This window comes from Sulfitobacter sp. TBRI5 (assembly GCF_051013555.1).
Taxonomy (GTDB): Bacteria; Pseudomonadota; Alphaproteobacteria; order Rhodobacterales; family Rhodobacteraceae; genus JL08.
Genome location: NZ_CP112884.1, coordinates 3,572,927 through 3,596,458, shown reverse-complemented (window position 1 = coordinate 3,596,458; position 23,532 = coordinate 3,572,927). Strand labels below are relative to the sequence as shown.

Below are 23,532 nucleotides of genomic sequence, written 5' to 3'. Positions count from 1 at the left end.
GATATTGTCTGTGTCGGCCCTTGACCTTGCGCCATCCTGCGCTTCATGTGACCCATGTACGCGATGTGCGAAACGCAACACCAAACCACGAGGGGGCCCCAATGGCTTTTGAACTTCCCGATCTTCCTTATGCCCACGATGCGCTGGCGGGGGCCGGCATGTCGGCGGAAACGCTCGAATATCACCATGATCTGCACCACAAGGCCTATGTCGACAACGGCAACAAGCTGATTGCGGGCACCGAATGGGATGGCAAATCGCTGGAAGACATCATCACCGGCACCTATGACGCCAACGCGGTGGCGCAGAACGGTATTTTCAACAACATCAGTCAGTTGTGGAACCACAACCAGTTCTGGGAAATGATGGGCCCGAAATCGGGCGCCATGCCATCGGAACTGGAAAAGGCGATCACTGACAGCTTTGGTTCGGTTGATGAATTCAAATCCCAGTTTTCCGCCGCAGGTGCGGGCCAGTTCGGCTCGGGCTGGGCCTGGCTTGTCAAAGACAGCGACGGCGGTTTGAAAGTGACCAAAACAGAAAACGGTGTGAACCCTCTGTGCTTTGGCCAGACGGCGCTGCTGGGCTGTGACGTGTGGGAACATTCCTACTACATCGATTTCCGCAACAAACGCCCTGCCTATCTGACCAATTTCCTTGATAATCTGGTCAACTGGGAAAACGTCGCATCGCGTATGTAAATGCGCGGATGCAATGACATGGAAAACCCCGTGCAGTGCGCGGGGTTTTTTGTTGGGGGGCTTTATTGGATGAATGACTGCTTTGAGCCCAAAGTGCTTTGTTGCATGTTGCGGTAAGCGAAGTCATGATGGAGTTGATCAGCGGACGAAACCAACGTTCCAGCCCAATGGAGGATAGCTTGGTCTTGTCCAAATTTTTCGCGGTAATATTCGTGATCCTCGCGGTTTTCGCCAGTCAAGCAGTGGCGCAATCCCCCCTACGAACATTCCTTGACATTTGCGCGTGTGAAGCAAATACGGCATCTGAGGCGGCGGCTGCATTTGAATTTCAGGCGTGGAGTGCTCCTCAAGCCAGCGAAGTCAAGATCGCGACGGCCTATTTAGCGATCGGCGAATTGATTCTTAGGTTTTCGGCTCGAAAGGGCCTCGACATGCCGCAGCAAGCCGCCCTGGAAGAGCAAAAGCGGGCCGTTCAGTTCTATTCCCGTGAATCTCCTGATGGCGTTTACGCATTGCTTGACCCAACGGGGGCGGCCTTAGTCATGATCTGGTCGCAGCCAATAAGCGAAAAGTTGAGTTGTGCTCTCTATACGAATACCTCCGCAGAAGCACTAAGCCTAATGGATTTCCTTACCGACATTGGTGGGCAAGAAGAGTTAAAACTGACAAGGACTGCTTGGAAAATGTTCAAGGAACCGACATTAGGTTACACTAATGTGTCAGTTCAAATTGCTGCATTCAGAGAACATGCCGCTGTTGTGGCGCTAGGCTACTTGCCAGAAGTGGACATGGCGGCAAGGGTTATTCGCCTTTCTGACTAAAAGCTAATGTCGGATGGGGCGGTCCCCACCTATACCTCTTCCGATAGGCGACATTGGTTTCCTAGCAGCGAATGCACACTTCGTCCGCACAGCAGTCATCCGGCTTTTAGGCCAAACCATTCAGCGATCGAATGTTGATCATCGCTCTTTTGGGCGAGATCAATCGTGTCGGTAATGTAACTTGGTGGGCGTGTCCGTCACCGCCCGCCCGGCCTCGCCGGGCCGCGCCTGACCTTCCCCTCGGGAAGGCGCGTTGCACCTCCCCAAGGTCAGGCGCTGCCCTGTGTTGGGATCAATCCAGTTCACTTTTCAGGCCGCAGATAAAACACCTTGGACACGATCACCCATCTTCCCGCGTGGTGTAAAAGCGTAAGTGTGTCGTCATAGTGATCGCCCAGCCAGATGTTTTCGACCTGAACCATGGCCACGTCACCGAAAACCGATATCGTGTTGATCGCGTACCAAGGCGCGGGGTCCGGCGCGTCGACGGCTTTGTCCACACCTGCGATAAACGCGTCGCGGCTGTCCCATTCAAGGCCGCCCTGGAAATGGCCGATGCAGCACATTCTTTCGTGCATGGCCCGGCGCAGCTTGGCAGGATCGTTTTCGCACATGCCTTCGACATATGTTTTTACGACGTCTGCAATCTCGGCATAGGTTTGTTTGTCTGGCATTCCCGTCATCCTTTCAGCGCCACGGCCCTGAACACTTCGGTGGGGGCGTGGATGCCCTTGAACTCCAACGCGCCGACAGGTTCGGTTCGGGCGATGTCCTCGACCGCCAGACAAGCGCGCGGGCTTAGCAATATCTCTCCGTCGGCGGCATGATCGCACAGGCGCGCGGCAAGATTTACGGCAGTGCCCGAAGCCGTGTAATCATAGCGCCCTTCGGAGCCGACCATGCCAACCGTGGCATATCCCAGCGAAATCCCGACGCCAAAGCCCAGCTTGTGCCCCATGCGCCGCCAGCCGCGCGCCAGGTCTGCCATCCGCTCTTGCATCGCGAATGCCATGCGCAGCGCATCACCGGTTGGGTCGTCACAGGGCAGGGGATCGTTGAAGATCACCATGATGCCATCGCCCGCGCGGTGGTCCACGCCTGCACCATGGGCCGCAATCAACTGACCCATTGCCTCGTGATAGGTTTGCAGCACTTCGATGGTTTCTTCGGGTTCGGCGCGTTCGCAAAACGCGGTAAAGCCGCGGATGTCGCAAAACAGTGTGGCTATCAGGGCGCGGTGACTGCCCAACAGGGCGGTATCGCCCGATGAAATCACCGCATCCGCGACCTGCGGCGACAGGAACCGTTTGAGACGCCCCATGCGCTCCAACTGATCGACCTGGGTGGCAACACGTTCTTCCAGCCCCGCATTCAGCGCCTCGACCTCGGCTGTGCGGCGTTCAAGAGCTTTGAACTGGCGCACGTTGTCGATGGCAATCACGGCCTGTTCGGCAAAGGTTTCGATCAGTGCGATTTCGTCTGCTGAAAACGGCTTTACCTCCTTGCGGCTCAGCGTCATGCTGCCAAAACCGACACCGTCACGCAGCAGCGGCACGATCAGCCATGATCGCACACCTTCTTCGTCCACCAACTGTCGCCGCAACTTCCAGCCCTGCCGGTAAAGATCGGTGTCTTTCAGATCCGCAACGCTGATCACCCGCGCCTCGCGGATCGCCACAACGACCAGATTGGTGCCCTCCATATCCATTTCAAAGCCGGGATTGAACACACCGCCACTGGCCCCCCAGTTGCAAATCAGCCGTGCGTGGCTGCCCGCCTCGTTGACCAGCTGCAAACCCGCAAGCTGGGCATTGCACAACCGCGCCGCCCGATCGAGAATAACCTCGAACACCGGTGTTTCGTCGTCGCGGCTTTGGCTGATCACCTGTAAGACCTGCCGGGTTGCCTTTTCCCGCTCCAGCCGCTGTTCGATCTCCCTGAACTGGCGTACGTTTTCGATGGCGATAACGGCCTGTTCAGCAAAGGTTTCAATCAGGCCGATTTCATCTTCGGAAAAAGGCTTCACCTCGTTTCTGTTGATGTTCAGGCATCCGAAGGCAACGCCATCCTTGATCAGCGGAACCGTCAGCATGGTACGCACGCCAACTTCTTCCACCATTTTCACGCGCACAGGGTCGCGCGCCAGATACAAAGGATCATCCGAAAGGTCATGCGTGTGAATAATGCGCGCCTCGCGAACGGTCACGGCCACTTGCAACGGTCCGTTCAGGTCAAATTCGAAACCCTCATAGAATGTTTCATATCGCGTGCCCCAGACGGTAGTGTATTCAAGCGCGCTGCGCGCCGCGTTGACCAGCGACAGGCCAACCAGCGTTGCATCACATAACCGCGCAACATTGCTTACGATCATATCCAGAACTGGCTGTTCATCCGCTCGCGACTGGCTGATCACCTCCAGAACTTCGCGTGTGGCGGCCTCGCGGTCCAGCCGCTTTTGGACTTCCCGGAACTGGCGTACATTTTCGATGGCGATGACGGCCTGATCGGCAAAGGTCTGGATCAGCTCAAGATCATCCTGTGAAAAAGGATCCACAGCACGACGAAACAGGCCGATATTGCCGATTGCGGTGTCATTGATGATCAGCGGGACGGCCATATAGCTGCGGATACCGTCTTCGTTCACATGGGCGACCCGTCCGGGATCACCTGCGCGGTATTCGTCTGAATCGGCCAGATCATCAACGCGGATCGCGCGTTTTTCAAGAATTGTGCGCGCAATAAGCGAGTTCGGTTGCAGTGCCCATTTGGTAATGCCGGGTTTGGACAGCTTGAGGTCTGGCCCGTAAGACACGGTATATTCTAGAAACTTCCGGTTGCTGTCGACAAGGTTCAGCGCTGCGTGGGGCGCACGGCATAAGGCAGCCGCCTTGCGCAGGATCGCGTCAAAAACAGGGGCTTCATTCTCGCGATTGTCGCGGATGACTTCCAGAATTTCGCGGATTGCGGCCTCTCGGGTCAGGGCCGCTTCCAGACGGGCGGTGTCGTGATCTTGGGTTTTGGAACCAGTATCTTCTGCCAAAATGCGTTCCCGTCAAATGTGCGTGGTCGGAAATTGCGTCCTTTATACATCCAACAGGGCGGCTGGCCAGACGATCCTTGCCCACCACGCCCTGACGCGACCCAAGGCTTGACGCCCCCGCATCCGCGTGGCACCGCTTGGCGCGATCAAAGGGGCTGGGATGACACAATCAGGCAAAGGCGTGGCCGCCATCATCGCCGCCTGCACCATCTGGGGCCTGTCGCCGATTTTCTACAAACAGGTGGCGCATATTCCCGCGATTGAGGTGCTGGCGCATCGTGTCTGGTGGTCGCTGGTTCTGTTCGTTCTGATCCTGACCCTGCAATCGCGTCTGGGGGATGTGCGCGCGGCGCTGTCGACGTGGCGCAATTTCGCACTGATCGCGCTGGCGGCCTGCATGATTTCCGTCAACTGGTTCCTGTTCATCTTCGCGATCCAGATCGAACGCACGACCGAGGCATCGCTGGGCTATTTCATCTACCCGCTGGTTGCGGTGCTGATCGGACGGTTCGGGTTTCGCGAACGTCTGGGGGTGGTGCAATGGGGGGCTGTGGCGCTCGCGGCGGGGGCGGTAGGCGTGCTGACCTATGGCCTGGGTGTGGCGCCGTGGATATCCCTGGCGCTGGCCTGCACCTTCGCGCTGTATTCAACGATCAAAAAGGGGCTGGATACCGGCCCTGTCGTGTCCGTGACCTGCGAAATCCTGCTTTTTTCGCCGCTGGCGCTGGCGGTGATCGTGACCGCGCAGATGGGTGGGCAGGGCGGCTTTGCCACCAATATGCGAGATACCGTGTTGCTGGTGCTGTCCGGTCCGGTGACGGCGGTGCCGCTGATCCTGTTCAGCTATGCGGCCAAGCGCGTCGCGATGTCGACACTGGGTCTGATCGCCTACCTTAATCCGGTGCTGCAGTTCTTTTGCGCGGTGATCCTGTTCGGGGAACCGTTCGGCCCCTGGCACGCCATTGCCTTTCCGATGATCTGGATCGCGCTGGCGCTCTATTCAATCAGCGCGCTGGTTCAGGACAGAACCGCGCGCAGGGCCTCGATCAGTTCCGCGGGCGTCGCCTTGACCGAAACAAAACCGGCCAGTGACGCATCGGCAAAACCCTGATCGATCACCTGATTGATCAATTGCATCAACGGATCCCAGTAGCCATCTGTATTCAATAGGAATATCGGTTTTTCATGCAGGCCAAGCTGGCGCCATGTGATGGCCTCGAACAGTTCGTCCAGTGAACCCGCACCACCGGGCAGAACGACAATCGCATTGGCGTTCATGAACATGACCTTTTTACGCTCGTGCATGGTTTCGGTCACCACATAGCGGGTCAGATCGGTCTTGCCGACCTCGCGCGCTACCAGATGCGCGGGTATCACGCCGAATGTGTCGCCGCCCGCGGCCTGTGCAGCACGCGCCACGGCCCCCATTAGCCCGATATCCCCCGCACCGTAGACCAGTTGCCAGCCGTTCTGCGCCAGTGCCGTGCCCACAGCGGTGGCATCCCTGACATAGGCGGCGCGCGCCCCGTCGCGGGATCCGCAGTAGACGCAGACTGAAAACCCGGTTTTCGCCATTTGAAACATCCTTTTACCACGATCCATATCCTGCATCCGCAATGCCACAAATCCGGTCCTGCAAACAGGGTACCTTCACTTTCTTTTTGCCAAAAATACGGCCGCCCCCGATGATAGAGCGGCAGCAGCGATGTTTTGACCGCGCGCAGGGCTGTTGATAAGGTTGCTCAATTGCGCACAAGGGGATGGGCGAAAATGGACAAAAAGGCAGGGCTCTTGACGGGCAAGGGTGCGGCTGGCGTGGCGGTTGCGGCGGCACTTGTTCTGGGAGGGCTTTACTGGGCGGGCGTGTTCGCGCCCCATGACGGTGCCCTGCCGAGCGACGGCGATCTGGATGCACTGGTCCAGCCCGACGCTTCTGTCCCGACCGAACCTGCCGCGCCCAAACCCGAGGTGCAGGCCACCCAGACCCCTTCGACCGATCCCGCACCGGAAGAGGTGGCTGAACCGGACACCGATGCCGAGGTCGTGGCGCAACCGGAAACAGACACCGATGCTGATGCAGGTACACCAGCGGACGCAGAAACCGCCATTGCGCCGACCTTTGACACCGTGCGCGTGGAACCGGACGGCACAACCGTGATTGCGGGGCGGGGTGATCCCGCCAGCACGATCATGATCCTGATGGACGGGACGGAAATTGCCCGCGCAACGGCGGATGCGGGCGGCAGTTTCGTCAGCTTCCTGACCCTGCCGCCCAGTGCGGCGCCGCGCGTGCTGGCCCTGCAATCGGAAAAAACCGGCACGCAGGCACGGTCCTTGGCTGAAATGATCCTGACACCGACAGTTCCGCAAACCGCCGCGCTCGCTGCACCGGAAGGCACAAGCCCCATAGACACGACCGATGTGGCCGCCGCGCAGCCGCCAGCAGCGCCGCAAACCGGCGCCGATGAAATTGCGGCAATGGCGGCCCCCGAGGTAGATGATGCCGCGACAGAGCCCACTACAACAGTGACGACCGAGGCTGTTCAGGAACCGGACACGGTGGCGGAACCCGTTCCTGTGGCCGAAGACACAGCACCGGCAACGGTCGCGGAAGTGGAACCCGCGCAACCAAGCGATGCGGATGCGGCCACCCGAACGGCGGCGATTGACCCCGCCGACAATGTGGCTGAAGCGCCGCCCCAAGCACCGGTTGCCGTGCTGCGTTCGGATGCGGACGGGGTCGAACTGGTTCAGGGCGCGCCCGGCGCCATGACGACAGTAGAACTGGACACAATCGGCTATTCCGATCTGGGCGATGTCCAGCTAAGCGGACGCGCGCCGGGGGAGGGCTTTGTTCGCGTTTATCTGGACAACCGACCCGTCACCACGCTGCCCGTGCAACCGGACGGGCGCTGGCGCGGTGATCTGCCATCTGTCGATACCGGCGTTTACACCCTGCGTATCGATCAGGTTGACGGGTCGGGAACGGTGACAAGTCGTGTTGAAACCCCCTTTAAACGCGAAGAACCAGAGGTTCTGACGGCCGCACTGGCCGCGCAGAACAGCGCCGCACCGGTGCAGGCGGTCACGGTGCAGGCCGGCAATACGCTTTGGGCGATTGCGCGCGAACGTTATGGCGACGGGTTGCTTTACGTGCGGGTGTTTGACGCCAACCGCGACAGCATCCGCGACCCCGATCTGATCTATCCCGGTCAGGTGTTTGCCTTGCCCGACTAGGGCGCGCCCCGATCGACGCCGCGACTGCTGCGGCGTCAAATACAGGGCGCAGGTCTGGCCATTCCGGTACGCGCGCCCTATGTGTTGACACCGGTCGCACCAGCGCGCCCAAGGAAGCCTGAATGTCTCTCACCTCTGAAGAAATATCCGCTGAAGAGCGCCGGTCCGGCTGGCGCACATTGCGCAAGGTCGGCCCTTATCTGTGGCCTGACGGGCAGGCCTGGGTCAAACGCCGCGTTGTCCTGTCGCTGTTCGTTCTGGTTCTGGCCAAACTGGTCACGGTCTATACGCCCGTCCTTTACAAAGGGGCCGTGGATGCTCTTGCGGATGAAGGTGTGCCGATGCTGGCGCTGGGGGCGGTAGGGCTGACAGTGGCCTATGGCATGGCGCGCCTGTTGTCTGTGGCGTTCCAGCAATTGCGCGATGCGATTTTTGCTGCTGTCGGACAACGTGCGCTGCGCCAGCTGGCGCTGGAAACCTTTGCACACATCCACCGCCTGTCGATGCGCTATCACATCACGCGCAAGACCGGCGGGCTAAGCCGCATTATCGAACGCGGCGTCAAGGGCGTGGATTTCCTGTTGCGGTTCCTGATCTTCAGCATTGGTCCGCTGATCATCGAACTGCTGCTGATCGGGGTGATCCTGACCGTTCTCTTCGATGTCTGGTATCTGGTGGTCGTGGCCGTGACCATCGCGTTCTACGTCTGGTTTACCTTTGCCGTGACCGAATGGCGGGTGAAACTGCGCCGCGAAATGAACGATCAGGATACTGATGCCAACCAGAAGGCGATCGACAGCCTGCTGAATTATGAAACCGTCAAATATTTCGGCGCCGAAGCGCGCGAGGCTGCCCGCTATGACGTGGCGATGCGGCAATACGAAAGCGCGGCGCTGAAAACATCCTATTCGCTGGCGTTTTTGAATTTCGGCCAATCGCTGCTGATCACGGCAGGATTGATCGGCGTCATGGTCATGGCGGCACTTGGTGTGCAGCAGGGCGCACTGACGGTGGGTGATTTCGTGATGGTCAACGCCTACATGCTGCAAATCGCCGTGCCGCTGAATTTTCTGGGCACGGTCTACCGCGAAATCCGCCAGTCACTGGTGGACATGGGCGAAATGTTCGATCTGCTGGAACAACCCCAGGAAGTGACGGACAAGCCGGGCGCCAAGCCTTTGCAGGTGAATGGAGGCAAGATCGAACTGGACGATGTGCATTTCGGCTATGATCCTGCGCGCTCTATCCTGAACGGCGTGTCGCTGACGGTTGATGCGGGCAAGACCGTGGCCATTGTGGGATCGACCGGATCAGGCAAATCCACCATCGGGCGGTTGCTGTTCCGGTTTTACGACGTGACAAAGGGCGCTTTGAAAATCGACGGGCAGGACGTGCGCGACATCACACAAGACAGCCTGCATGACGCCATCGGCGTGGTGCCGCAGGATACTGTGCTGTTCAATGACACGATCCGCTACAACATCGCATACGGCAAAGAGGGCGCAACCCAGGACGAGGTCGAGGCCGCTGCCCGTGCTGCGCAAATCCACGACTTTATCATGCGCCTTCCCGAAGGTTATGACACGGCCGTGGGCGAACGCGGGTTAAAGCTGTCTGGCGGGGAAAAGCAACGCGTCGGGATCGCCCGCACATTGCTCAAGAACCCGCCAATTCTGCTGCTGGACGAAGCGACATCGGCGCTGGACAGCGAAACCGAACATGAAATTCAGGACGCGCTGCACCGCGCGGGCGAAGGGCGCACGGTGATCACCATCGCCCACCGTCTGAGCACGGTCGCCGACGCCGACCAGATCATCGTGCTGGAGGCGGGCAAGATCGTCGAACGCGGCACCCATGATGATTTGCTGGCGCAAAATGGGCGCTATGCCCAGCTTTGGCATCGTCAGCAATCCGAAGAACAGGCGGCGTAGCGCGGGGGCAACCCACCGGCTTATTCCGATGCCACAGCCTTGTCCGTCAGCTTGCCCAATGCGCCGGTCATCTTGGCGATCATTTCTGCATCGGGCGCAATGCCGTGCGTCGCGGCAAGCTCTGCCGGATCATGATAAACCACATGCACGACACCTTCGGCATCGGCATAGGCCAAAACCCGCAGCGGCAGGTCGAGCCCGGATGTCTGCGCCGCCTGCATCGCGGGTGATCCCAGTTTCGGATTGCCGAACATCAGCATCTGTGTCGGGCGCAGTTCCTCGCCAACGCTCTCCGCGCCAGCGGCGTGATCGACCCGCGCAAACACCTTGGCACCGGCCCCTTCGACGGCGGCGGCCAGACGGTCGATGGTGACGCTGACGGAATGGGGGCTGATTTTGTGGATCAGGTCGGCGGCCATGGCGGTTCCTCCGCTAAGGGACAGTGTCAGGGACAGGACAAGGGCAGGGGCGATACGGTGCAGGATCATCTGGGCAACTCCGGTTTTGGAAACACGTCTATCCTAGACAAGCCGGCGTGAAATATCCCTTCACATCCGCGTCATGGCTAAGCCCCGCCCAATCCTGATTACTCAGCAGCCTTGAGCGGGGCGGTATCGACCGGCGCCAAAGGCAGATCGGGATCTGTCCAGATGATCTCGGGCGCTTTCAGGCGGCGCGCGGCGCGTTGCAAGGCCCAGTCTTTGGCGGCTTTCGAACTGCTGCCCATCGACAGTTTCGCCAGCAGACGCGCGAACCAGTGCACATAGGTGGTGAACCAGACGCGCAGCGCCAGCATCGAAGGCGTCACGATCAGCGTCAGCACCGTGGCAATGCCAAGGCCGAACACAACAGCGGTGGCCAGCTGTTTCCACCACAGCGCCGTGGGGCTGTTGATGGTATAGCCACCGCCGATGAAATCCAGCGACAGCCCGAACATCATCGGGGCAAGCCCCGCCATTGTCGTGATCGTGGTCAGCAGAACGGGGCGGATGCGCGCTTCGGCAGTGCGCACGATCGCCTCGATCCGGGGCATATAGCGGGAATATTCCTGATAGGTGTCGATCAGAACAATGTTGTTGTTCACCACGATCCCCGCCAAGGCGACAATACCGGTGCCCGTCATGATGATCGAAAACGGCTGGTTCATCACCATCATGCCGATCAGCACGCCGGTGGTGGACAACACCACCGCGATCAGCACCAGAAACGAATTGTAGAACGAATTGAACTGCGCCAGCAGGATGATGAACATCAGCCCCAGCGCACCGGCAAACGCATTCATCAGGAACGCACCGCTTTCTTCCTGTTCTTCCTGATCGCCGGTCCATTCCCACGCCACGCCGTCTGGCAGCGGTTCGGTTTCCAGCCATTTGGTCAGTTCGGCAATACGTTCGTTGGCGTTGATTGGTACAGCGCTCAGGCTGCCATCCTCCAGCGCCGAAGTCAGCGTATCCATGCTGACACCCTCGCTCAGGCGCAACTGGTCGTATTCAGTGTCGTTCGGGCCGATGAAAGTGCCTGGTTTCGCCTCGGCCGATCCGGTGCCCTGATCTTCGGGTACGGTGTGGGCCACCGCCAGAATTTGCGCCTGCGGGGTGCCTGCATCGGTTACGAATTTCACCATTGCAGGCAGGAAATCCGCCTTCACGTCGAAATAGCGTTGCTGGTCGACACGGCTGATCTCGGCCAGTTTGGCCACCGGTTTGCGGGTGATGAAGTTGCTAAGCGGAACCAGCCCGTCGGAGGTGCGTACCTTGAGCGTATCAAGCGTGCTGAGAACGCGATCTTCTTCGGGCAGGCGGACGCGGATTTCAATTTCTTCGTCGCTGGTATCGACACGCATCGTGTCCAGCAACACGCCCCGCGTGACCAGTTGAACCATCGCACCCACAGTGGCGACATCGGCGCCGTAACGCCCCGCTTTTTCAACGTCTACGTCAATCTGCCAGTCGATGCCGGGCAGGGGGCGGGTGTCTTCGATCTGGGTTAGGGCAGGGGTTGAGTCGAATTTGTCGCGGGCGATGTTTGCGGCGTCTTTCAGAACCTCGAAATCATCGCCTTTCAGGCGCAGATGTACCGGTTTGCCGGATGCCGGGCCTTGCGCTAGCGCCAGAATTTCAGCCTCGAACCCCGGCAATTTGGCAAGTTCGGCGTTCAGTTCGTCGATCACCGTATCGCCATCAAATTCAACCGAACTGATCTGGCGTTCCAGCAGGCCGAAAAACCATTTTTCGGTCTGGGTCGGGCGGTCTTCCCACGGGATCGTTTCAAACTGGACCTGTCCCACCGTGTCCTTGGGGATCGAATTTCCGCTGGAATCGGTGTTCAAACCGCCATCACCGGCGAACGAGAACACGTTGACCACACCGGGATGGGCCATCACGATATCTTCGACCTGCGCCACCATGTTGTCGGCCTCGGTCAGGGAAATGTTGCCACGGGCCCGCACGTAAACGGTGGCCTGTTCGGGTTCGGATTCCACAAAGAACTCGACACCGTTATTGTTGGTCGCAAACAGGCCGAACACGGTCATCACGCCAAAGCCCACAACAGCGATTGTAACCAGCGGCGTGATCGGGTTGCCGGCGATGAACTTGGTGAACAACCCGAACGGGGTACGGCTGTGACCGGCCCTGATTTTACGGGCCTTGCGTTCGATCCGTGCAGCCCCCAGCGTGACCGACGCAGAGAAGGCCGCGAACAGGAACAGCGCAACGCCGAACAGTTCGCCCGAAAGAACGGATGCCGTATCGGGCAGCAGGTAATGCGGATTAAGCACCTGCATCGCACCCAGGAATAGCATGTAAAGGGCCACAGGCACCAGCGCCGCGCGCGCAAGCCACGGCAGGCGGGCACGCAGCGCATCCGATGTGCGCCCGAACATGCGGCTCATCCGGCCGGTGACACCGCCCATGACAGGCAGATAGATCAGCGCCACGATCAGCGATGCGGACAGCACGAAAATCAGCGTGACGGGCAACATGCCCATGAATTCGCCCGGAACGCCGGGCCAGAACAGCATCGGCAAAAAGGCACACAGCGTGGTCGCGGTGGAACTGACGATGGGCCAGAACATCCGCTGCGCCGCCTCGACATAGGCGTGCATCGGGCCGGTGCCTTCCTTGATGCGCTTGTCGGCATATTCGACCACAACGATCGCACCATCAACCAGCATCCCCACGGCCAGAATAAGGCCGAACATCACGATGTTCGAGATGGTCACCCCCATCACAGCCAGGAATACGAAACATAAAAGGAACGATGTCGGAATCGCAAAGCCGACCAGCAGGGCGGCGCGGGTACCCAGGGCGGCCAGCACCACGATCATCACCAGCGCAATCGCCGTCAGAACCGAGCCTTCCAACTGGCTGACCATGGAACCGACAATGCGCGACTGGTCGTTCGAGGTTCCCACCTTGACCGCCGCGCGCAATTCGGGCGGCCAGTTGGCCTTGGCCTGTTCAACCGTTTCGCGCACCAGCGTTGCGGTATCAATCAGGTTAAAGCCTTTGCGTTTGACCACCTGCAAAGCAACGGTGGTTTCCCCGTTGAAACGCGCGGTGCCCAGACGATCCTCAAACGTCAGATTGATCTGCGCCAGATCACCTAATGTCACGACACGGTCGCCATTGGTCTTGACGGGCAGGGCATAGACATCGCGCGGTTCGTCAAAAGACGAAGGGATTTTGACGGCAAATGTGCCCTGCGCTGTTTCAACCTCGCCCGCGGCGATCAGCTGGTTGTTGTTCTGAACCACGGCGATCAGTTCGCTGGCCGACACATTGTAGGATTCAAGGCGCAGCGGATCGATGATCACTTCAAGCATTTCGTCGCGATTGCCCGCAATCCCGGCCTCAAGCACCGGTTCAAGCCCTTCAAGCTCGTCCTGCAAGTCCTTGGCAACACGCGCCATTGTGCGTTCAGGAACCGGGCCGGTCAGGTTCACGATGATGATCGGAAATTCGGAAAAGTTGATCTCGACAATCGAATATTTTTCGGCACCGTCGGGAAACTGGGCCTCGGCCGTGTTCATCGCGTCGCGCACATCGGCCATGATCTTGGTTTTGTCCCAGCCGAAATCGAACTCCAGCGCAACGCCCGCATAGCTTTCGCTGGCAGTTGAGGTCATGGTTTTCAGGCCGTCCAGATCGGACAGTTCGGTTTCCATCACCTTGACCAGCAACGTTTCACTGTCGGCGGCAGAAATGCCGGGAAACGGTACCGAAACGAACAGCGCCGGAATTTCGATATCCGGCTCGCCTTCCTTGGGAAGCGAGAAATAGGCAAAACCGCCCGCCAGCAGGGACAGGGCGATAAAGGCCAGAACCATTCGGGCCCTGTTGGCGGCCCAGTCGACTAGTCCGGTCATTGTTTGACCTCTTGATATGTCGGCACGACAGGCACGCCATCAATCACGAATTCCTGCCCCACAAGGATCACGTCGGCCATGTCCGGCAATCCGGCCAGCCAGACGCCATCGACAGTATCGCGCAGCAGGGTGACGGGCTGGAACTGGGCGGTCTGCTCGGCATCCACAACACGCACGCCCAAGGTGCCCTGATCATTCAGCGTAAGCGCCGATTGCGGCAACAGATGCGCCTTGGCGCCTTCTGCCCCGATCAGGATTTCGGCTGTTTGCCCGTCGCGGATATGCAGATCGGCATTAGGCACCTCGATTTCGACACGAAAGGTGCGGGTTTCCGGATCGGCAGAGCGCGAAAGAAAGATAACGCGCCCTTCCACCAGTTCACCCGATACCAGTTTCGCACCGGCCCGGGCCCCCACTTCGACGCGGTTCACCTCGGTTTCCGGCACAAAGCCGACCAGATTGATCGGATCAAGCTGGATAATCGTGGCGCACAATGATCCTGGCTGCATCAGGCTGCCCAGTTCGGCGGTATCGCTTTCCAGCAACCCTTCGAAAGGGGCCGTGATGGTCAGCCGTTCAATTTCCTTTTCGGCCAGCGCAACGGTGGCCTGCGCCGACTGGATGCCCGATTTCGCGGCCTTGACCCCGGCCATGGCCGATTGTTCGTTGGCCTGTGCCGCGCGCACGGCGGCGATGGCACCCGCCACGCGGGTTTCGGATGCGTAACCGCCCTGAGACAGTTTTTCGGCTGCGTTATTGTTAATCTGCGCTTCTTTCACGCGGGCACGGGCCTCTTCCAGACGGGCCTCGGCCTCGGGAACGCGGCTTTCCGCCTCAAGCAGATTGGCCTGGGCATCCGCCAGCGTGGCATTCCGGGTGCCTGCATCCAGACGGCACAGCACATCGCCCTTGTTCACAAACGCGCCTTTCAAAAGCGGGTCGGAAATCACCTGCGCCGATATTTCTGATCTGACATCAACCTGACGGTTCGCTTCGGTTTGGCCGCGCAATACAACCGCGCTGTCGATAACCTGTGCCACGGAATGGCGTGCCACCACACCCACGGCGGGGGTTGCCGCTACTTCGGCCTCGACGGTTTCGGATGTCGGCGCGTCTTCGCCCAGGGCAAACGCCTTCAGCTCGTCGCGCTCGAACACAACCAAATACAAAAATCCGGCCACCAGCAGAGCGGTGAGGACAGGAATCAATCGCATGTTTTGCCTTTCCTGGCAGTCTCATCAGCACAGCCGTCTAATTTCCTTCGGCTATATACGTATTAATTACGCTAAACTAACCAGTTCAGATTAAACTTTTCCGTGAAACGGTGCAATACGTTGCCGCAAGGTCGCAACTTGCCTCATTTCCTTGCAACAGCCTTCCCCCAAAGGCGAGGTCTTGGCTTGGCCCTGCATGCAAGTTAAGAGGGGGCACGGATCAGTCCAACGGGGACATTTCCGCGCCAGAACGGGAGCAGAGATGAGCGACACCGACAGTTTTATCGAAGAGGTCAGCGAAGAAGTCCGCCGCGACAAGCTTTATGCGACATTCAAGAAATACGGCTGGATTGCCGCATTGTTCATTCTGGTGGTTGTCGGTGGTGCAACATGGTCGGAATGGCGCAAAGCCCAGGGGCGCGCCGCCGCCGAACAATTGGGCGACGATATGCTGGCGGCCCTTGAAATGAACGATGCCGCCGCCCGGGTCGCCGCTTTTGAACAGATCACGCCACAGGCGGGGCCGGATGCCGGACAGCCGGTTCTGGATTTCCTGAAAGCCGCAGAACAGGCCGAAGCCGGCGATGCCGCGGGCGCTGCGCAAACCCTGAACGATCTGGCTGTGAACGGGGATATTCCAGAGATTTACCGCCAGATCGCCGCATTCAAGGCATTGAGCCTGAAAGACAGCGGCATCAGCGATGAAGAAAAGCGAACACAGTTCGAAGCGCTGGCCCGTCCCGGCGCACCATTGCGCCTGCTGGCGATGGAGCAACTGGCATTGCTGGATATCAAAAACGGTCAGATCGATGCAGCGATCGCAACACTTCAGGCCGTTCTGGATGACGCGCAAGTCAGCGCAGGCTTGCAACAACGCGCCGCACAGGTGATTGTGGCCCTGGGCGGCACGCCAAATATAAACGTGCCCGCAGAAGGCTGAACCGGCCCCGGCAGAACTGGCAGAGCAGACAGGATAACACGATGACACCGATTGCCCCTGCGTTTCTTCGCACACTGGCCCTTGCCCTGACGGGCACCCTGTTTCTGAGCGCGTGTGAAGACGATCGCATCCTGCCCGGCGTGCGCGAGGATTTGCGCAGCGAACTGGATGAAGAGGCGGGGCTTGCCAGCGCCGATGCGGTCGTCAATGAAAGCCGGCCTATTTCGCTTCCGGCGCAGCGCACCAACGCGAACTGGCCGCAAAACGCCGGATCTCCGGGCCTGCGCGCCGAACATGCGGCATTGTCGCGCGCGCCCCAGCGCATATGGTCGGCCCCGATTGGCGAAGGCGACAGCCGCAAGTTCCGTATCACCGCAGACCCGGTTGTGGCGCAGGGCCGCATTTACACGCTGGACGCAAAATCAACGGTCACGGCAACATCGACAGGCGGTGCAACCCTTTGGCAAAGCAACATCCGCCCTGCACGTGATTCCGATAAGGACGCCACCGGCGGCGGCATCGCCTATGACGACGGGCGCGTTTACGTGTCGCTTGGCTATGGCGAACTGGCAGCGCTGGATGCCGCAACGGGTGCCGTGATCTGGACCCAGCAACTTGACGCGACAGGCAGCGGTACGCCGACAGTGTCGGGCAACCTTGTCTATCTGGTGGCAGGCGACGATGTCGGCTGGGCCATCGAAAAGGCGACAGGCCGCATCGTTTGGCAAATCATTTCCGCCGGATCGGTTACAAATGTTCTGGGGGCTCCGGCCCCTGCGGTCACCGACACTCTGGCGATCTTTTCGTTCGGGTCAGGGCAGGTTGTTGCGGTGTTTCGCAAGGGCGGCCTGCGCCGCTGGGATGCTTCGGTCACCGGCACCCGGATCGGCCGTGCGATCAGCGGTGTCAGTGACATTACCGGTTCGCCGGTTGTGCGCGGCAATACCGTTTACGTGGGCAACCATACCGGACGTATCGTCGCTCTGGACATTGCCAACGGTGAACGCCGCTGGACCGCAACCAGTGGCGCGATCAGCCCGGTCTGGCCGACTGGCAACGCGGTTTTCGCCATCACCGACACCAACGAACTTGTGCGGCTTGATTCGGCATCCGGCAATCGCGTCTGGGCCGTTGACCTGCCCAAATACGTCAAGGACAAGCCCAAGAAGCGCGGCGAGATCTTTGCCCATTACGGGCCCGTACTTGCGGGCGGACGCCTGATTGTTGCGTCCAATGACGGGGTTTTGCGCAGCTTTGATCCGGTCAGCGGGGCATTGCTGTCCACGGTCGAAGTGCCCGGCGGGGCAACCACCGGACCGGTCGTGGCGGGCGGTGTTTTGTACGTTGTCGGCACCAACGGACAACTCCACGCTTTCCGTTAGCCGCAACATAGGCTAAAGCGCGCCTTTGATACGCGCATGCGGAGCATCTGATGTCTTTTACCCTCGCCATCGTGGGGCGCCCGAACGTGGGCAAATCCACGCTGTTCAACCGCCTTGTGGGCAAACGTCTGGCACTGGTCGACGACCAGCCCGGCGTAACGCGCGACTTGCGCGAAGGCGCTGCGCGTCTGGGGGATCTGCGCTTTACCGTGATCGACACCGCAGGGCTGGAAGAAGTCACCGATGACAGCCTGCAGGGCCGGATGCGCCGGCTGACGGAACGCGCGGTTGATATGGCCGATATCTGCCTGTTCATGATTGACGCGCGCACCGGCGTGACCCCGTCCGACCAACTGTTTGCCGAAATTCTGCGCAAACGCTCGGCCCATGTGATTCTGGCCGCCAACAAGGGCGAAGGCGCGGCCGCCGATGCCGGTGTGATCGAAGCCTACGCACTGGGTCTGGGCGAACCGATCCGCATGTCTGCCGAACACGGCGAGGGGTTGAACGATCTTTATGCCCAGTTGATGCCGCTGGCCGATGCCTTTGCCAAGAAGGCCAGCGACGAAGCCCCCGATGTGGATGTCACAATTGACGCGGATGATCCGGACGCCGTGCGCGTGCCGACCCGCGCCAAACCGTTGCAGGTGGCAGTGGTGGGGCGCCCGAACGCAGGAAAATCCACCCTGATCAACCACATCATCGGCGAAGACCGCCTGTTGACCGGTCCCGAAGCCGGCATTACCCGCGACGCGATTTCCGTGCAGACCGACTGGGACGACGTGCCGGTGCGTATCTTTGATACGGCAGGCATGAGGAAAAAGGCGAAAGTACAGGAAAAGCTTGAGAAATTGTCGGTTGGCGACGGGTTGCGCGCTGTCAAGTTTGCCGAAGTGGTGGTGGTGCTGCTGGATGCGGCCATTCCCTTTGAACAGCAGGATCTGCGCATCGCCGATCTGGCCGAGCGCGAAGGGCGCGCCGTGGTGGTCGCTGTCAACAAATGGGACATCGAACCGGACAAGCAAAAGAAACTCAAGGATCTGCGTGAAAGCTTTGAACGGCTGCTGCCACAGTTGCGGGGTGCGCCGCTGGTGACGGTGTCCGCCAAAACCGGCAAGGGCGTCGACCGGCTTAAAGACGCGATCCTCAAGGCTTACGAGATCTGGAACCGGCGGGTGACAACGGCACAATTGAACCGCTGGCTGACCGGCATGCTGGAACAGCATCCGCCCCCCGCACCGCAGGGCAAGCGCATCAAACTGCGTTACATGACCCAGGCCAAAACGCGCCCGCCCGGATTTGTCGTGATGTGTTCGCATCCCGACAAATTGCCTGCCAGTTATTCGCGCTACCTTGTCAATGGCTTACGCGTCGACTTTGATATGCCGGGGACACCGATCCGCCTGTTCATGCGCAGCCAGAACGAAGAAAACCCGTACAAGAACCGCAAGAAATCGGCACCGTCCAAACTGCGCAAACATACCGAAGGCCGCCGCACAGACAGGTAGAATGAGTATTTGCGGACAAATGAAGCCTGTGTCCTTCATTTGTCCGCCAAATACTCCCGCCGGAGGCATGCACGCAGTGCATCAAAGCGGCAGTTATCGCCCCATCAGCGCATCATCGAACGGGTATTTCGTCAGGTTTTCATAACCGTCTTCGGTGATCAGCACCTGATCTTCCAGCTTGATCGAAAAATCACCACCCTCGGGGGATACCAGCGCCTCGACACAAAGGACCATGCCGGGTTCCAGCGCGTAATCGAACGCGCCCTGTACTGCGCCATCGGGGTAGGCGACCAGCGGCCATTCATCACACAGGCCGACGCCGTGCATCAGGCAGCCGTATTTCTGTTTCTGAAACTGTGCGTCCAGCACATGGGTATTGGCGACCAGTTCGGGGATCGTGACACCCGGTTTCAGCATCTCCATGTTCTGCATGATATGTTCATGCCCGTGCTGCATCGCATAGATCATGTCGGCGGGCGGTTTGCGGTCGCCGATCCACCAACTGCGTGAAATATCGACGCAGATGCCGTAGGATCCGATCAGATCGGTATCAAAGCTGACGATTTCATTGTTCTGCACGATGCGCCCGCCGCATTCCTGAAACCATGGATTGGTACGCGGACCCGAGGACAGTAGCCGTGTTTCGATCCATTCGCCGCCGCGACGGATGTTCTCGGCGTGCAGCACGGCCCAGATGTCGTCCTCGCTCATGTTGCCGGCCGGCACGCCGGTGCGCGCGGCCCGTTCCATTTCCGCCACAGCCGTCTCGCAGGCGTGGCTGGCGCAGCGCATCGCCAGAATTTCGTCCGGCCCTTTGACCGAGCGTGATTTTTCGGTGACTTCCTCGCCTTCCATGATCTCGAAACCCTGCGCTTCCAGTGCCCGCAGCCCGTGCAGCATGATCTTGTCCACGGCAAGGCGCATGTTGTTACCGGCATGTTCGGCGATCAGGGCGCGGACCTCGTTGGAAAACACATCGGCGGCCACGTCCAGCTTGTCGCCGCGATCGAAATAGAACAGGTCCGCGCCAGAGCGCTGTTCGCGCACCAGCGGATTGAAGGTGCTGAGGAACGGGGAATTCTTGTAATCCCAGATCACCATGTAGCCATCGGCGCAGAGTAAGACCGCGCGGAACGGGTTATGAGTGTTCCACAGCTGCATGTTGGTACTGTCGGTGGCATAGCGGATGTTGAGCGGGTCGAACATCAGCAGGCCGCCATAACCGCGATCCGTGATGTGACGGGTCAGTCGCGCCCAGCGGTAGTGGCGCATGGCCTGCAGGTCGGGCAGTTGCAACCCCGCCGCCGCCCATTCGCCGTAAGCCAGCTGGGTCGGGCCGATCTCGATCCGGTTGGCATCGTTGGGGGTGTTGTCGCCCAGGGTTGCGCCTCTGGTCGGGTCGATCTTGCGCTGTGCGCTGTAATGCTGGTTCATGGCACTCTCGTACGGTTGATGGCAACCAGATCACAATGGAACCGGCGGGTGCGCGCGTCTGATTCCGACACGCTCATGCGTCGTTTTCAAAGGACATCGCGCGCCGGATGCGCTATCGGGCCGCCATGACCGAGATTCTGCAACACTCCGTTCCCTATGACGTCATGGTACCCCTGCCGCTTCCGGGGGTGCGCCCTTTGGGCGATGATCCCTGGATACTGGTGGATGAAGCCTATGGCGCCCAGATGCAGCGGCGGGCTGCATTGCTGGCGGGGTCGCGCGACAGGGTTCTTTATCTGGAAGAAGGCGCGCGCGCCGCAGCAGTGGAATTGCTGCACGCGGTGCTCGATCTGCTGAGATCGCGGTTTGATGCGCAGTTTCAGGTATCGGCCCAAGAGGTCGTCCGCCCTGACGGGGTGCGGGTGCCGATTGATGCCGGCGATCCGCTGCACACATTGGGCCAACTGGTGCAGGAGGATTTCTGCATCCTGCAAAAACGCGGTGAAGAACATGTGATGACGGGGGCGGTGCTGTGTTTTCCCGCCGGATGGTGGCTGAAGGACAAGGCGGGCCGCCCGCTGAGCGGCATTCACGAACCGGTTGCCTCCTACGATGAAACGATGACACGGCGGGTGCAGCGCCTGTTTGACGGGGTTCAGCACGGGCGCGGCATGTGGCGGTTCAACGCCCTGTGGTATCAGGACCCCGAATTGCACCAGCCCGAATTGCCGCCAATGGCGGGGCGCGATGTGCGCGGGCCAGAGACCTGCGATTATCTGCGATCCGAACGCCAGTGCATCCTGCGTCTGCCTGTCAGCGATGCGGTGGTGTTTTCAATCCACAGTTTCGTGCTCAAATCGCCGAATCGTCAGGGCTGAACGTGTGGCGGTATCCGGCCCACATGGCCAGTCCGCACATGAACACCAACCCGACACCTGCCAGCGCCCCGACGGTCAGATTGGGTGTCTGCGCGTTTATATTGGCCACCACGATGCCCATCAATCCCCACGCGACCGTGGTACTGTAAAGCGGCGCGCGCCCCAAAGTAATCTGTACGAAAGCAGCAAAGCCGAGCGCGACAAACAGCATCAGTATCGCGGCGTTGTGCTGGCTGAGGATATCGTGCCCGGCCAGAACAAGCGCCAGCGCCACAGCGCTGGCCACGGTCAGCCATCCGGCATAGATCGACACCGGCGCGCGCGCCCACACGCGATCGATCTTGGGGGCATAAAACAGCGCCTTGATTGCGCTGAGCAGCATCAGCCAGATCATCAGCGTCGCCCAGATCGGGCTGAACTGGGCGACGGGCAGCCAGAAGATGCCGATCACCAGTGACACCAGCAAAGACATGCGCATTTTATCCCAGCGCGGATAATCGACACGTTTGAACAGCCCGAACGCCATGCCCGCCGCCAGCCAGGCATAGATCAGCGCCCAGATCGAAAACACATAGCCTGCCGGCTGGATCGGGGCGTCTTTTTGCGGAATTGGAAAGGCTTCGGGGCTGAAGCCCTGAAAATCGGTCACAAACAGCGGCATCAGCGCAAACATGACCGCTGCCAGCAGGACAAGAATGGCTTTCAGATGCATCGCACACTCCTTTTTGCGGGGTCGGGCGGGACCCTGAACTAGATCAATGCCCCGTCCGCACCGATGGTTCCCTTGCCCCCCAGATAGGGGTGCAGGACATCGGGCAGGTTCACCGAGCCGTCGGCCTGCTGGCCGTTTTCCAACACGGCAATCAGGCACCGCCCCACCGCCAGACCCGATCCGTTCAACGTATGCACGAATTCAGGTTTTCCGCCACCCGCAGGTTTGAAACGGGCATTCATGCGCCGCGCCTGAAAATCGCCTGTGGTCGAAACCGAACTGATTTCGCGGTAGGTGTTCTGGCCGGGCACCCAAGCCTCGATATCATAGGTGCGGCGCGCGCCAAAGCCCATGTCACCGGTGCACAGAACCACCGTGCGGTAGGGGACGTTCAACTGTTCCAGCAAATCCTCGGCGCAGCGCAGCATGCGCTTTTGTTCCGCATCGCTTTCATCGGGGTGCGTGATGCTGACCATTTCGACCTTTTCAAACTGGTGCTGGCGCAACATGCCCGATGTGTCGCGCCCCGCCGATCCGGCTTCGGAGCGGAAACACAAGGTATGCGCTGTCAGCCGGACGGGCAGGGCGGTTTCTTCCAGCACATCACCGGCGACGGAATAGGTCAGCGTCACTTCGGATGTGGGGATCAGCCACCAGCCGTTTGTGGTCTGATAGCTGTCATCGCCGAATTTCGGCAGCTTGTCGGTGCCATACATCGCCTCGTCGCGGACCAGAACGGGGCTGTTGCATTCGGTCAGCCCGTTTTTATCCACATGGGTGTCGATCATGAATTGCGCCAGCGCACGGTGCACCCGCGCCACGGCACCTTTCAGCACGACAAAGCGGCTGCCGGACATTTTTGCGGCAACATCGAAATCCATGTTTTGGGCAACGCCCGCAATCTCGAAATGCTCTTTCGGGGTGAATTCAAAGTCGCGCGGGGTGCCCCAGCGGTTCACTTCGACATTGTCGTTTTCATCCGCGCCCTCGGGTACGTCGTCATAGGGCAGGTTGGGAATTTCGGCCAAGAGCGCGGTCAGGCGCGCATCTTCGGCCTTTGCCTCTTCTGTCAGGCGCGCAATCTCGGCCTTTTTCTCGCTGACCAGCGCGCGAAGGCGTTCAAATTCGGCCTCGTCGCCCTTGGCCTTGGCGGCGCCCACCAGTTTTGATGCGGCATTCTGTTCGGCCTGTGCGGTTTCCGCCTTGGTGATGCAGGACCGGCGTGCAGTATCAATTGCAAGGATCTGATCTGCCATCGGCGCATCGCCACGGCGGGCCACAGCGGCGTCAAAGGCAGCAGGGGTGTCACGGATCGCACGAATATCATGCATGGCGGTCGTCCTTTGGAAGTGATTCACTTTGCGC

18 protein-coding genes are annotated in these 23,532 nt (G+C 59.8%); 9 read left to right on the top strand and 9 right to left on the bottom strand.

Going from position 1 to position 23,532, the window contains the following annotated elements; genetic code table 11:
• Positions 1–101: 101 nt before the first annotated feature.
• Together OLX72_RS17960 and OLX72_RS17955 are read left to right on the top strand one after the other, a co-directional pair.
• Positions 102–701 carry a superoxide dismutase gene (locus OLX72_RS17960; protein ID WP_114869852.1) on the top strand — a complete coding sequence of 200 codons (600 nt, stop codon included), beginning with the start codon at positions 102–104 and terminating at the stop codon, positions 699–701.
• Positions 702–826: 125 nt separating this feature from the next.
• On the top strand, positions 827–1,522 hold the full coding sequence (locus OLX72_RS17955) for a hypothetical protein (protein WP_433989248.1): 696 nt from the start codon (positions 827–829) through the stop codon (positions 1,520–1,522).
• Positions 1,523–1,824: 302 nt separating this feature from the next.
• On the opposite strand, the gene OLX72_RS17950 is transcribed toward OLX72_RS17955, so the two are convergent.
• Together OLX72_RS17950 and OLX72_RS17945 are read right to left on the bottom strand one after the other, a co-directional pair.
• Positions 1,825–2,196 carry a nuclear transport factor 2 family protein gene (locus OLX72_RS17950; RefSeq protein ID WP_162797962.1) on the bottom strand — a complete coding sequence of 124 codons (372 nt, stop codon included), beginning with the start codon at positions 2,194–2,196 and terminating at the stop codon, positions 1,825–1,827.
• 5 nt (positions 2,197–2,201) lie between these two features.
• On the bottom strand, positions 2,202–4,562 hold the full coding sequence (locus OLX72_RS17945) for a GAF domain-containing protein (RefSeq protein WP_114869855.1): 2,361 nt from the start codon (positions 4,560–4,562) through the stop codon (positions 2,202–2,204).
• 160 nt (positions 4,563–4,722) lie between these two features.
• Here OLX72_RS17945 and rarD point away from each other — a divergent pair, with 160 nt between their 5' ends.
• Positions 4,723–5,673: an EamA family transporter RarD gene (gene rarD, locus OLX72_RS17940; protein ID WP_433989247.1), complete on the top strand. Its 951-nt coding sequence runs from the start codon at positions 4,723–4,725 to the stop codon at positions 5,671–5,673.
• Here the strand turns inward: rarD and OLX72_RS17935 are convergent.
• Positions 5,580–6,137, bottom strand: a complete 558-nt coding sequence (locus OLX72_RS17935; protein ID WP_114872206.1) for a TIGR00730 family Rossman fold protein — start codon at positions 6,135–6,137, stop codon at positions 5,580–5,582. The genes rarD and OLX72_RS17935 overlap by 94 nt on opposite strands.
• A 195-nt stretch (positions 6,138–6,332) precedes the next feature.
• Here OLX72_RS17935 and OLX72_RS17930 point away from each other — a divergent pair, with 195 nt between their 5' ends.
• Complete coding sequence (locus OLX72_RS17930; protein ID WP_433989246.1) at positions 6,333–7,799, top strand: LysM peptidoglycan-binding domain-containing protein; 1,467 nt, start codon at positions 6,333–6,335, stop codon at positions 7,797–7,799.
• 122 nt (positions 7,800–7,921) lie between these two features.
• Complete coding sequence (locus OLX72_RS17925) at positions 7,922–9,730, top strand: ABCB family ABC transporter ATP-binding protein/permease (protein ID WP_114869857.1); 1,809 nt, start codon at positions 7,922–7,924, stop codon at positions 9,728–9,730.
• 20 nt (positions 9,731–9,750) lie between these two features.
• Here OLX72_RS17925 and OLX72_RS17920 read toward each other — a convergent pair whose 3' ends face one another.
• The 3 genes from OLX72_RS17920 to OLX72_RS17910 all read right to left on the bottom strand — a co-directional run bounded on the left by OLX72_RS17920 (position 9,751) and on the right by OLX72_RS17910 (position 15,313).
• On the bottom strand, positions 9,751–10,149 hold the full coding sequence (locus OLX72_RS17920) for a DUF302 domain-containing protein (RefSeq protein ID WP_433990483.1): 399 nt from the start codon (positions 10,147–10,149) through the stop codon (positions 9,751–9,753).
• 167 nt (positions 10,150–10,316) lie between these two features.
• On the bottom strand, positions 10,317–14,099 hold the full coding sequence (locus OLX72_RS17915; protein ID WP_114869859.1) for an efflux RND transporter permease subunit: 3,783 nt from the start codon (positions 14,097–14,099) through the stop codon (positions 10,317–10,319).
• Entirely contained in the window at positions 14,096–15,313 is a 1,218-nt protein-coding gene (locus OLX72_RS17910; protein WP_114869860.1) for an efflux RND transporter periplasmic adaptor subunit, read from the bottom strand. The genes OLX72_RS17915 and OLX72_RS17910 overlap by 4 nt, the downstream gene beginning before the upstream one ends.
• A gap of 262 nt (positions 15,314–15,575) precedes the next feature.
• Between OLX72_RS17910 and OLX72_RS17905 the strand changes: the two genes are divergently transcribed.
• From OLX72_RS17905 to der, 3 genes are read left to right on the top strand one after another with little or no spacing between them, the layout of a single operon-like run.
• Entirely contained in the window at positions 15,576–16,253 is a 678-nt protein-coding gene (locus OLX72_RS17905; protein WP_114869861.1) for a tetratricopeptide repeat protein, read from the top strand.
• A 41-nt stretch (positions 16,254–16,294) separates the two neighbouring features.
• Positions 16,295–17,635, top strand: coding sequence for a PQQ-like beta-propeller repeat protein (locus OLX72_RS17900; protein WP_114869862.1), 1,341 nt, complete (start codon positions 16,295–16,297; stop codon positions 17,633–17,635).
• 50 nt (positions 17,636–17,685) lie between these two features.
• Positions 17,686–19,143: a ribosome biogenesis GTPase Der gene (gene der / locus OLX72_RS17895; RefSeq protein WP_114869863.1), complete on the top strand. Its 1,458-nt coding sequence runs from the start codon at positions 17,686–17,688 to the stop codon at positions 19,141–19,143.
• Between the two features lie 93 nt (positions 19,144–19,236).
• Here der and dddP read toward each other — a convergent pair whose 3' ends face one another.
• On the bottom strand, positions 19,237–20,577 hold the full coding sequence (dddP, locus tag OLX72_RS17890; RefSeq protein ID WP_433989245.1) for a dimethylsulfonioproprionate lyase DddP: 1,341 nt from the start codon (positions 20,575–20,577) through the stop codon (positions 19,237–19,239).
• 107 nt (positions 20,578–20,684) lie between these two features.
• Here dddP and OLX72_RS17885 point away from each other — a divergent pair, with 107 nt between their 5' ends.
• Positions 20,685–21,455: a heme-dependent oxidative N-demethylase family protein gene (locus tag OLX72_RS17885; protein WP_433989244.1), complete on the top strand. Its 771-nt coding sequence runs from the start codon at positions 20,685–20,687 to the stop codon at positions 21,453–21,455.
• Here the strand turns inward: OLX72_RS17885 and OLX72_RS17880 are convergent.
• Together OLX72_RS17880 and serS are read right to left on the bottom strand one after the other, a co-directional pair.
• The gene (locus tag OLX72_RS17880; RefSeq protein ID WP_433989243.1) at positions 21,430–22,167 is read right to left on the bottom strand and encodes a hypothetical protein; all 738 of its coding nucleotides are present in this window, start codon (positions 22,165–22,167) and stop codon (positions 21,430–21,432) included. The genes OLX72_RS17885 and OLX72_RS17880 overlap by 26 nt on opposite strands.
• A gap of 38 nt (positions 22,168–22,205) precedes the next feature.
• A complete protein-coding gene (serS, locus tag OLX72_RS17875) occupies positions 22,206–23,498 on the bottom strand; it encodes a serine--tRNA ligase (protein WP_433989242.1) in 1,293 nt (430 codons plus the stop codon).
• Positions 23,499–23,532 lie beyond the last annotated feature (34 nt).

Coding starts and splice junctions, on each gene's coding strand:
- OLX72_RS17880 (WP_433989243.1), bottom strand. CDS start 22,167: ATGCATCTGAAAGCCATTCTTGTCCTGCTGGCAGCGGTCATGTTTGCG.
- rarD (WP_433989247.1), top strand. CDS start 4,723: ATGACACAATCAGGCAAAGGCGTGGCCGCCATCATCGCCGCCTGCACC.
- serS (WP_433989242.1), bottom strand. CDS start 23,498: ATGCATGATATTCGTGCGATCCGTGACACCCCTGCTGCCTTTGACGCC.
- OLX72_RS17905 (WP_114869861.1), top strand. CDS start 15,576: ATGAGCGACACCGACAGTTTTATCGAAGAGGTCAGCGAAGAAGTCCGC.
- OLX72_RS17885 (WP_433989244.1), top strand. CDS start 20,685: ATGCGCTATCGGGCCGCCATGACCGAGATTCTGCAACACTCCGTTCCC.
- OLX72_RS17915 (WP_114869859.1), bottom strand. CDS start 14,099: ATGACCGGACTAGTCGACTGGGCCGCCAACAGGGCCCGAATGGTTCTG.
- OLX72_RS17920 (WP_433990483.1), bottom strand. CDS start 10,149: ATGGCCGCCGACCTGATCCACAAAATCAGCCCCCATTCCGTCAGCGTC.
- OLX72_RS17955 (WP_433989248.1), top strand. CDS start 827: ATGATGGAGTTGATCAGCGGACGAAACCAACGTTCCAGCCCAATGGAG.
- OLX72_RS17930 (WP_433989246.1), top strand. CDS start 6,333: ATGGACAAAAAGGCAGGGCTCTTGACGGGCAAGGGTGCGGCTGGCGTG.
- OLX72_RS17950 (WP_162797962.1), bottom strand. CDS start 2,196: ATGCCAGACAAACAAACCTATGCCGAGATTGCAGACGTCGTAAAAACA.
- der (WP_114869863.1), top strand. CDS start 17,686: ATGTCTTTTACCCTCGCCATCGTGGGGCGCCCGAACGTGGGCAAATCC.
- OLX72_RS17935 (WP_114872206.1), bottom strand. CDS start 6,137: ATGGCGAAAACCGGGTTTTCAGTCTGCGTCTACTGCGGATCCCGCGAC.
- dddP (WP_433989245.1), bottom strand. CDS start 20,577: ATGAACCAGCATTACAGCGCACAGCGCAAGATCGACCCGACCAGAGGC.
- OLX72_RS17900 (WP_114869862.1), top strand. CDS start 16,295: ATGACACCGATTGCCCCTGCGTTTCTTCGCACACTGGCCCTTGCCCTG.
- OLX72_RS17925 (WP_114869857.1), top strand. CDS start 7,922: ATGTCTCTCACCTCTGAAGAAATATCCGCTGAAGAGCGCCGGTCCGGC.
- OLX72_RS17910 (WP_114869860.1), bottom strand. CDS start 15,313: ATGCGATTGATTCCTGTCCTCACCGCTCTGCTGGTGGCCGGATTTTTG.
- OLX72_RS17960 (WP_114869852.1), top strand. CDS start 102: ATGGCTTTTGAACTTCCCGATCTTCCTTATGCCCACGATGCGCTGGCG.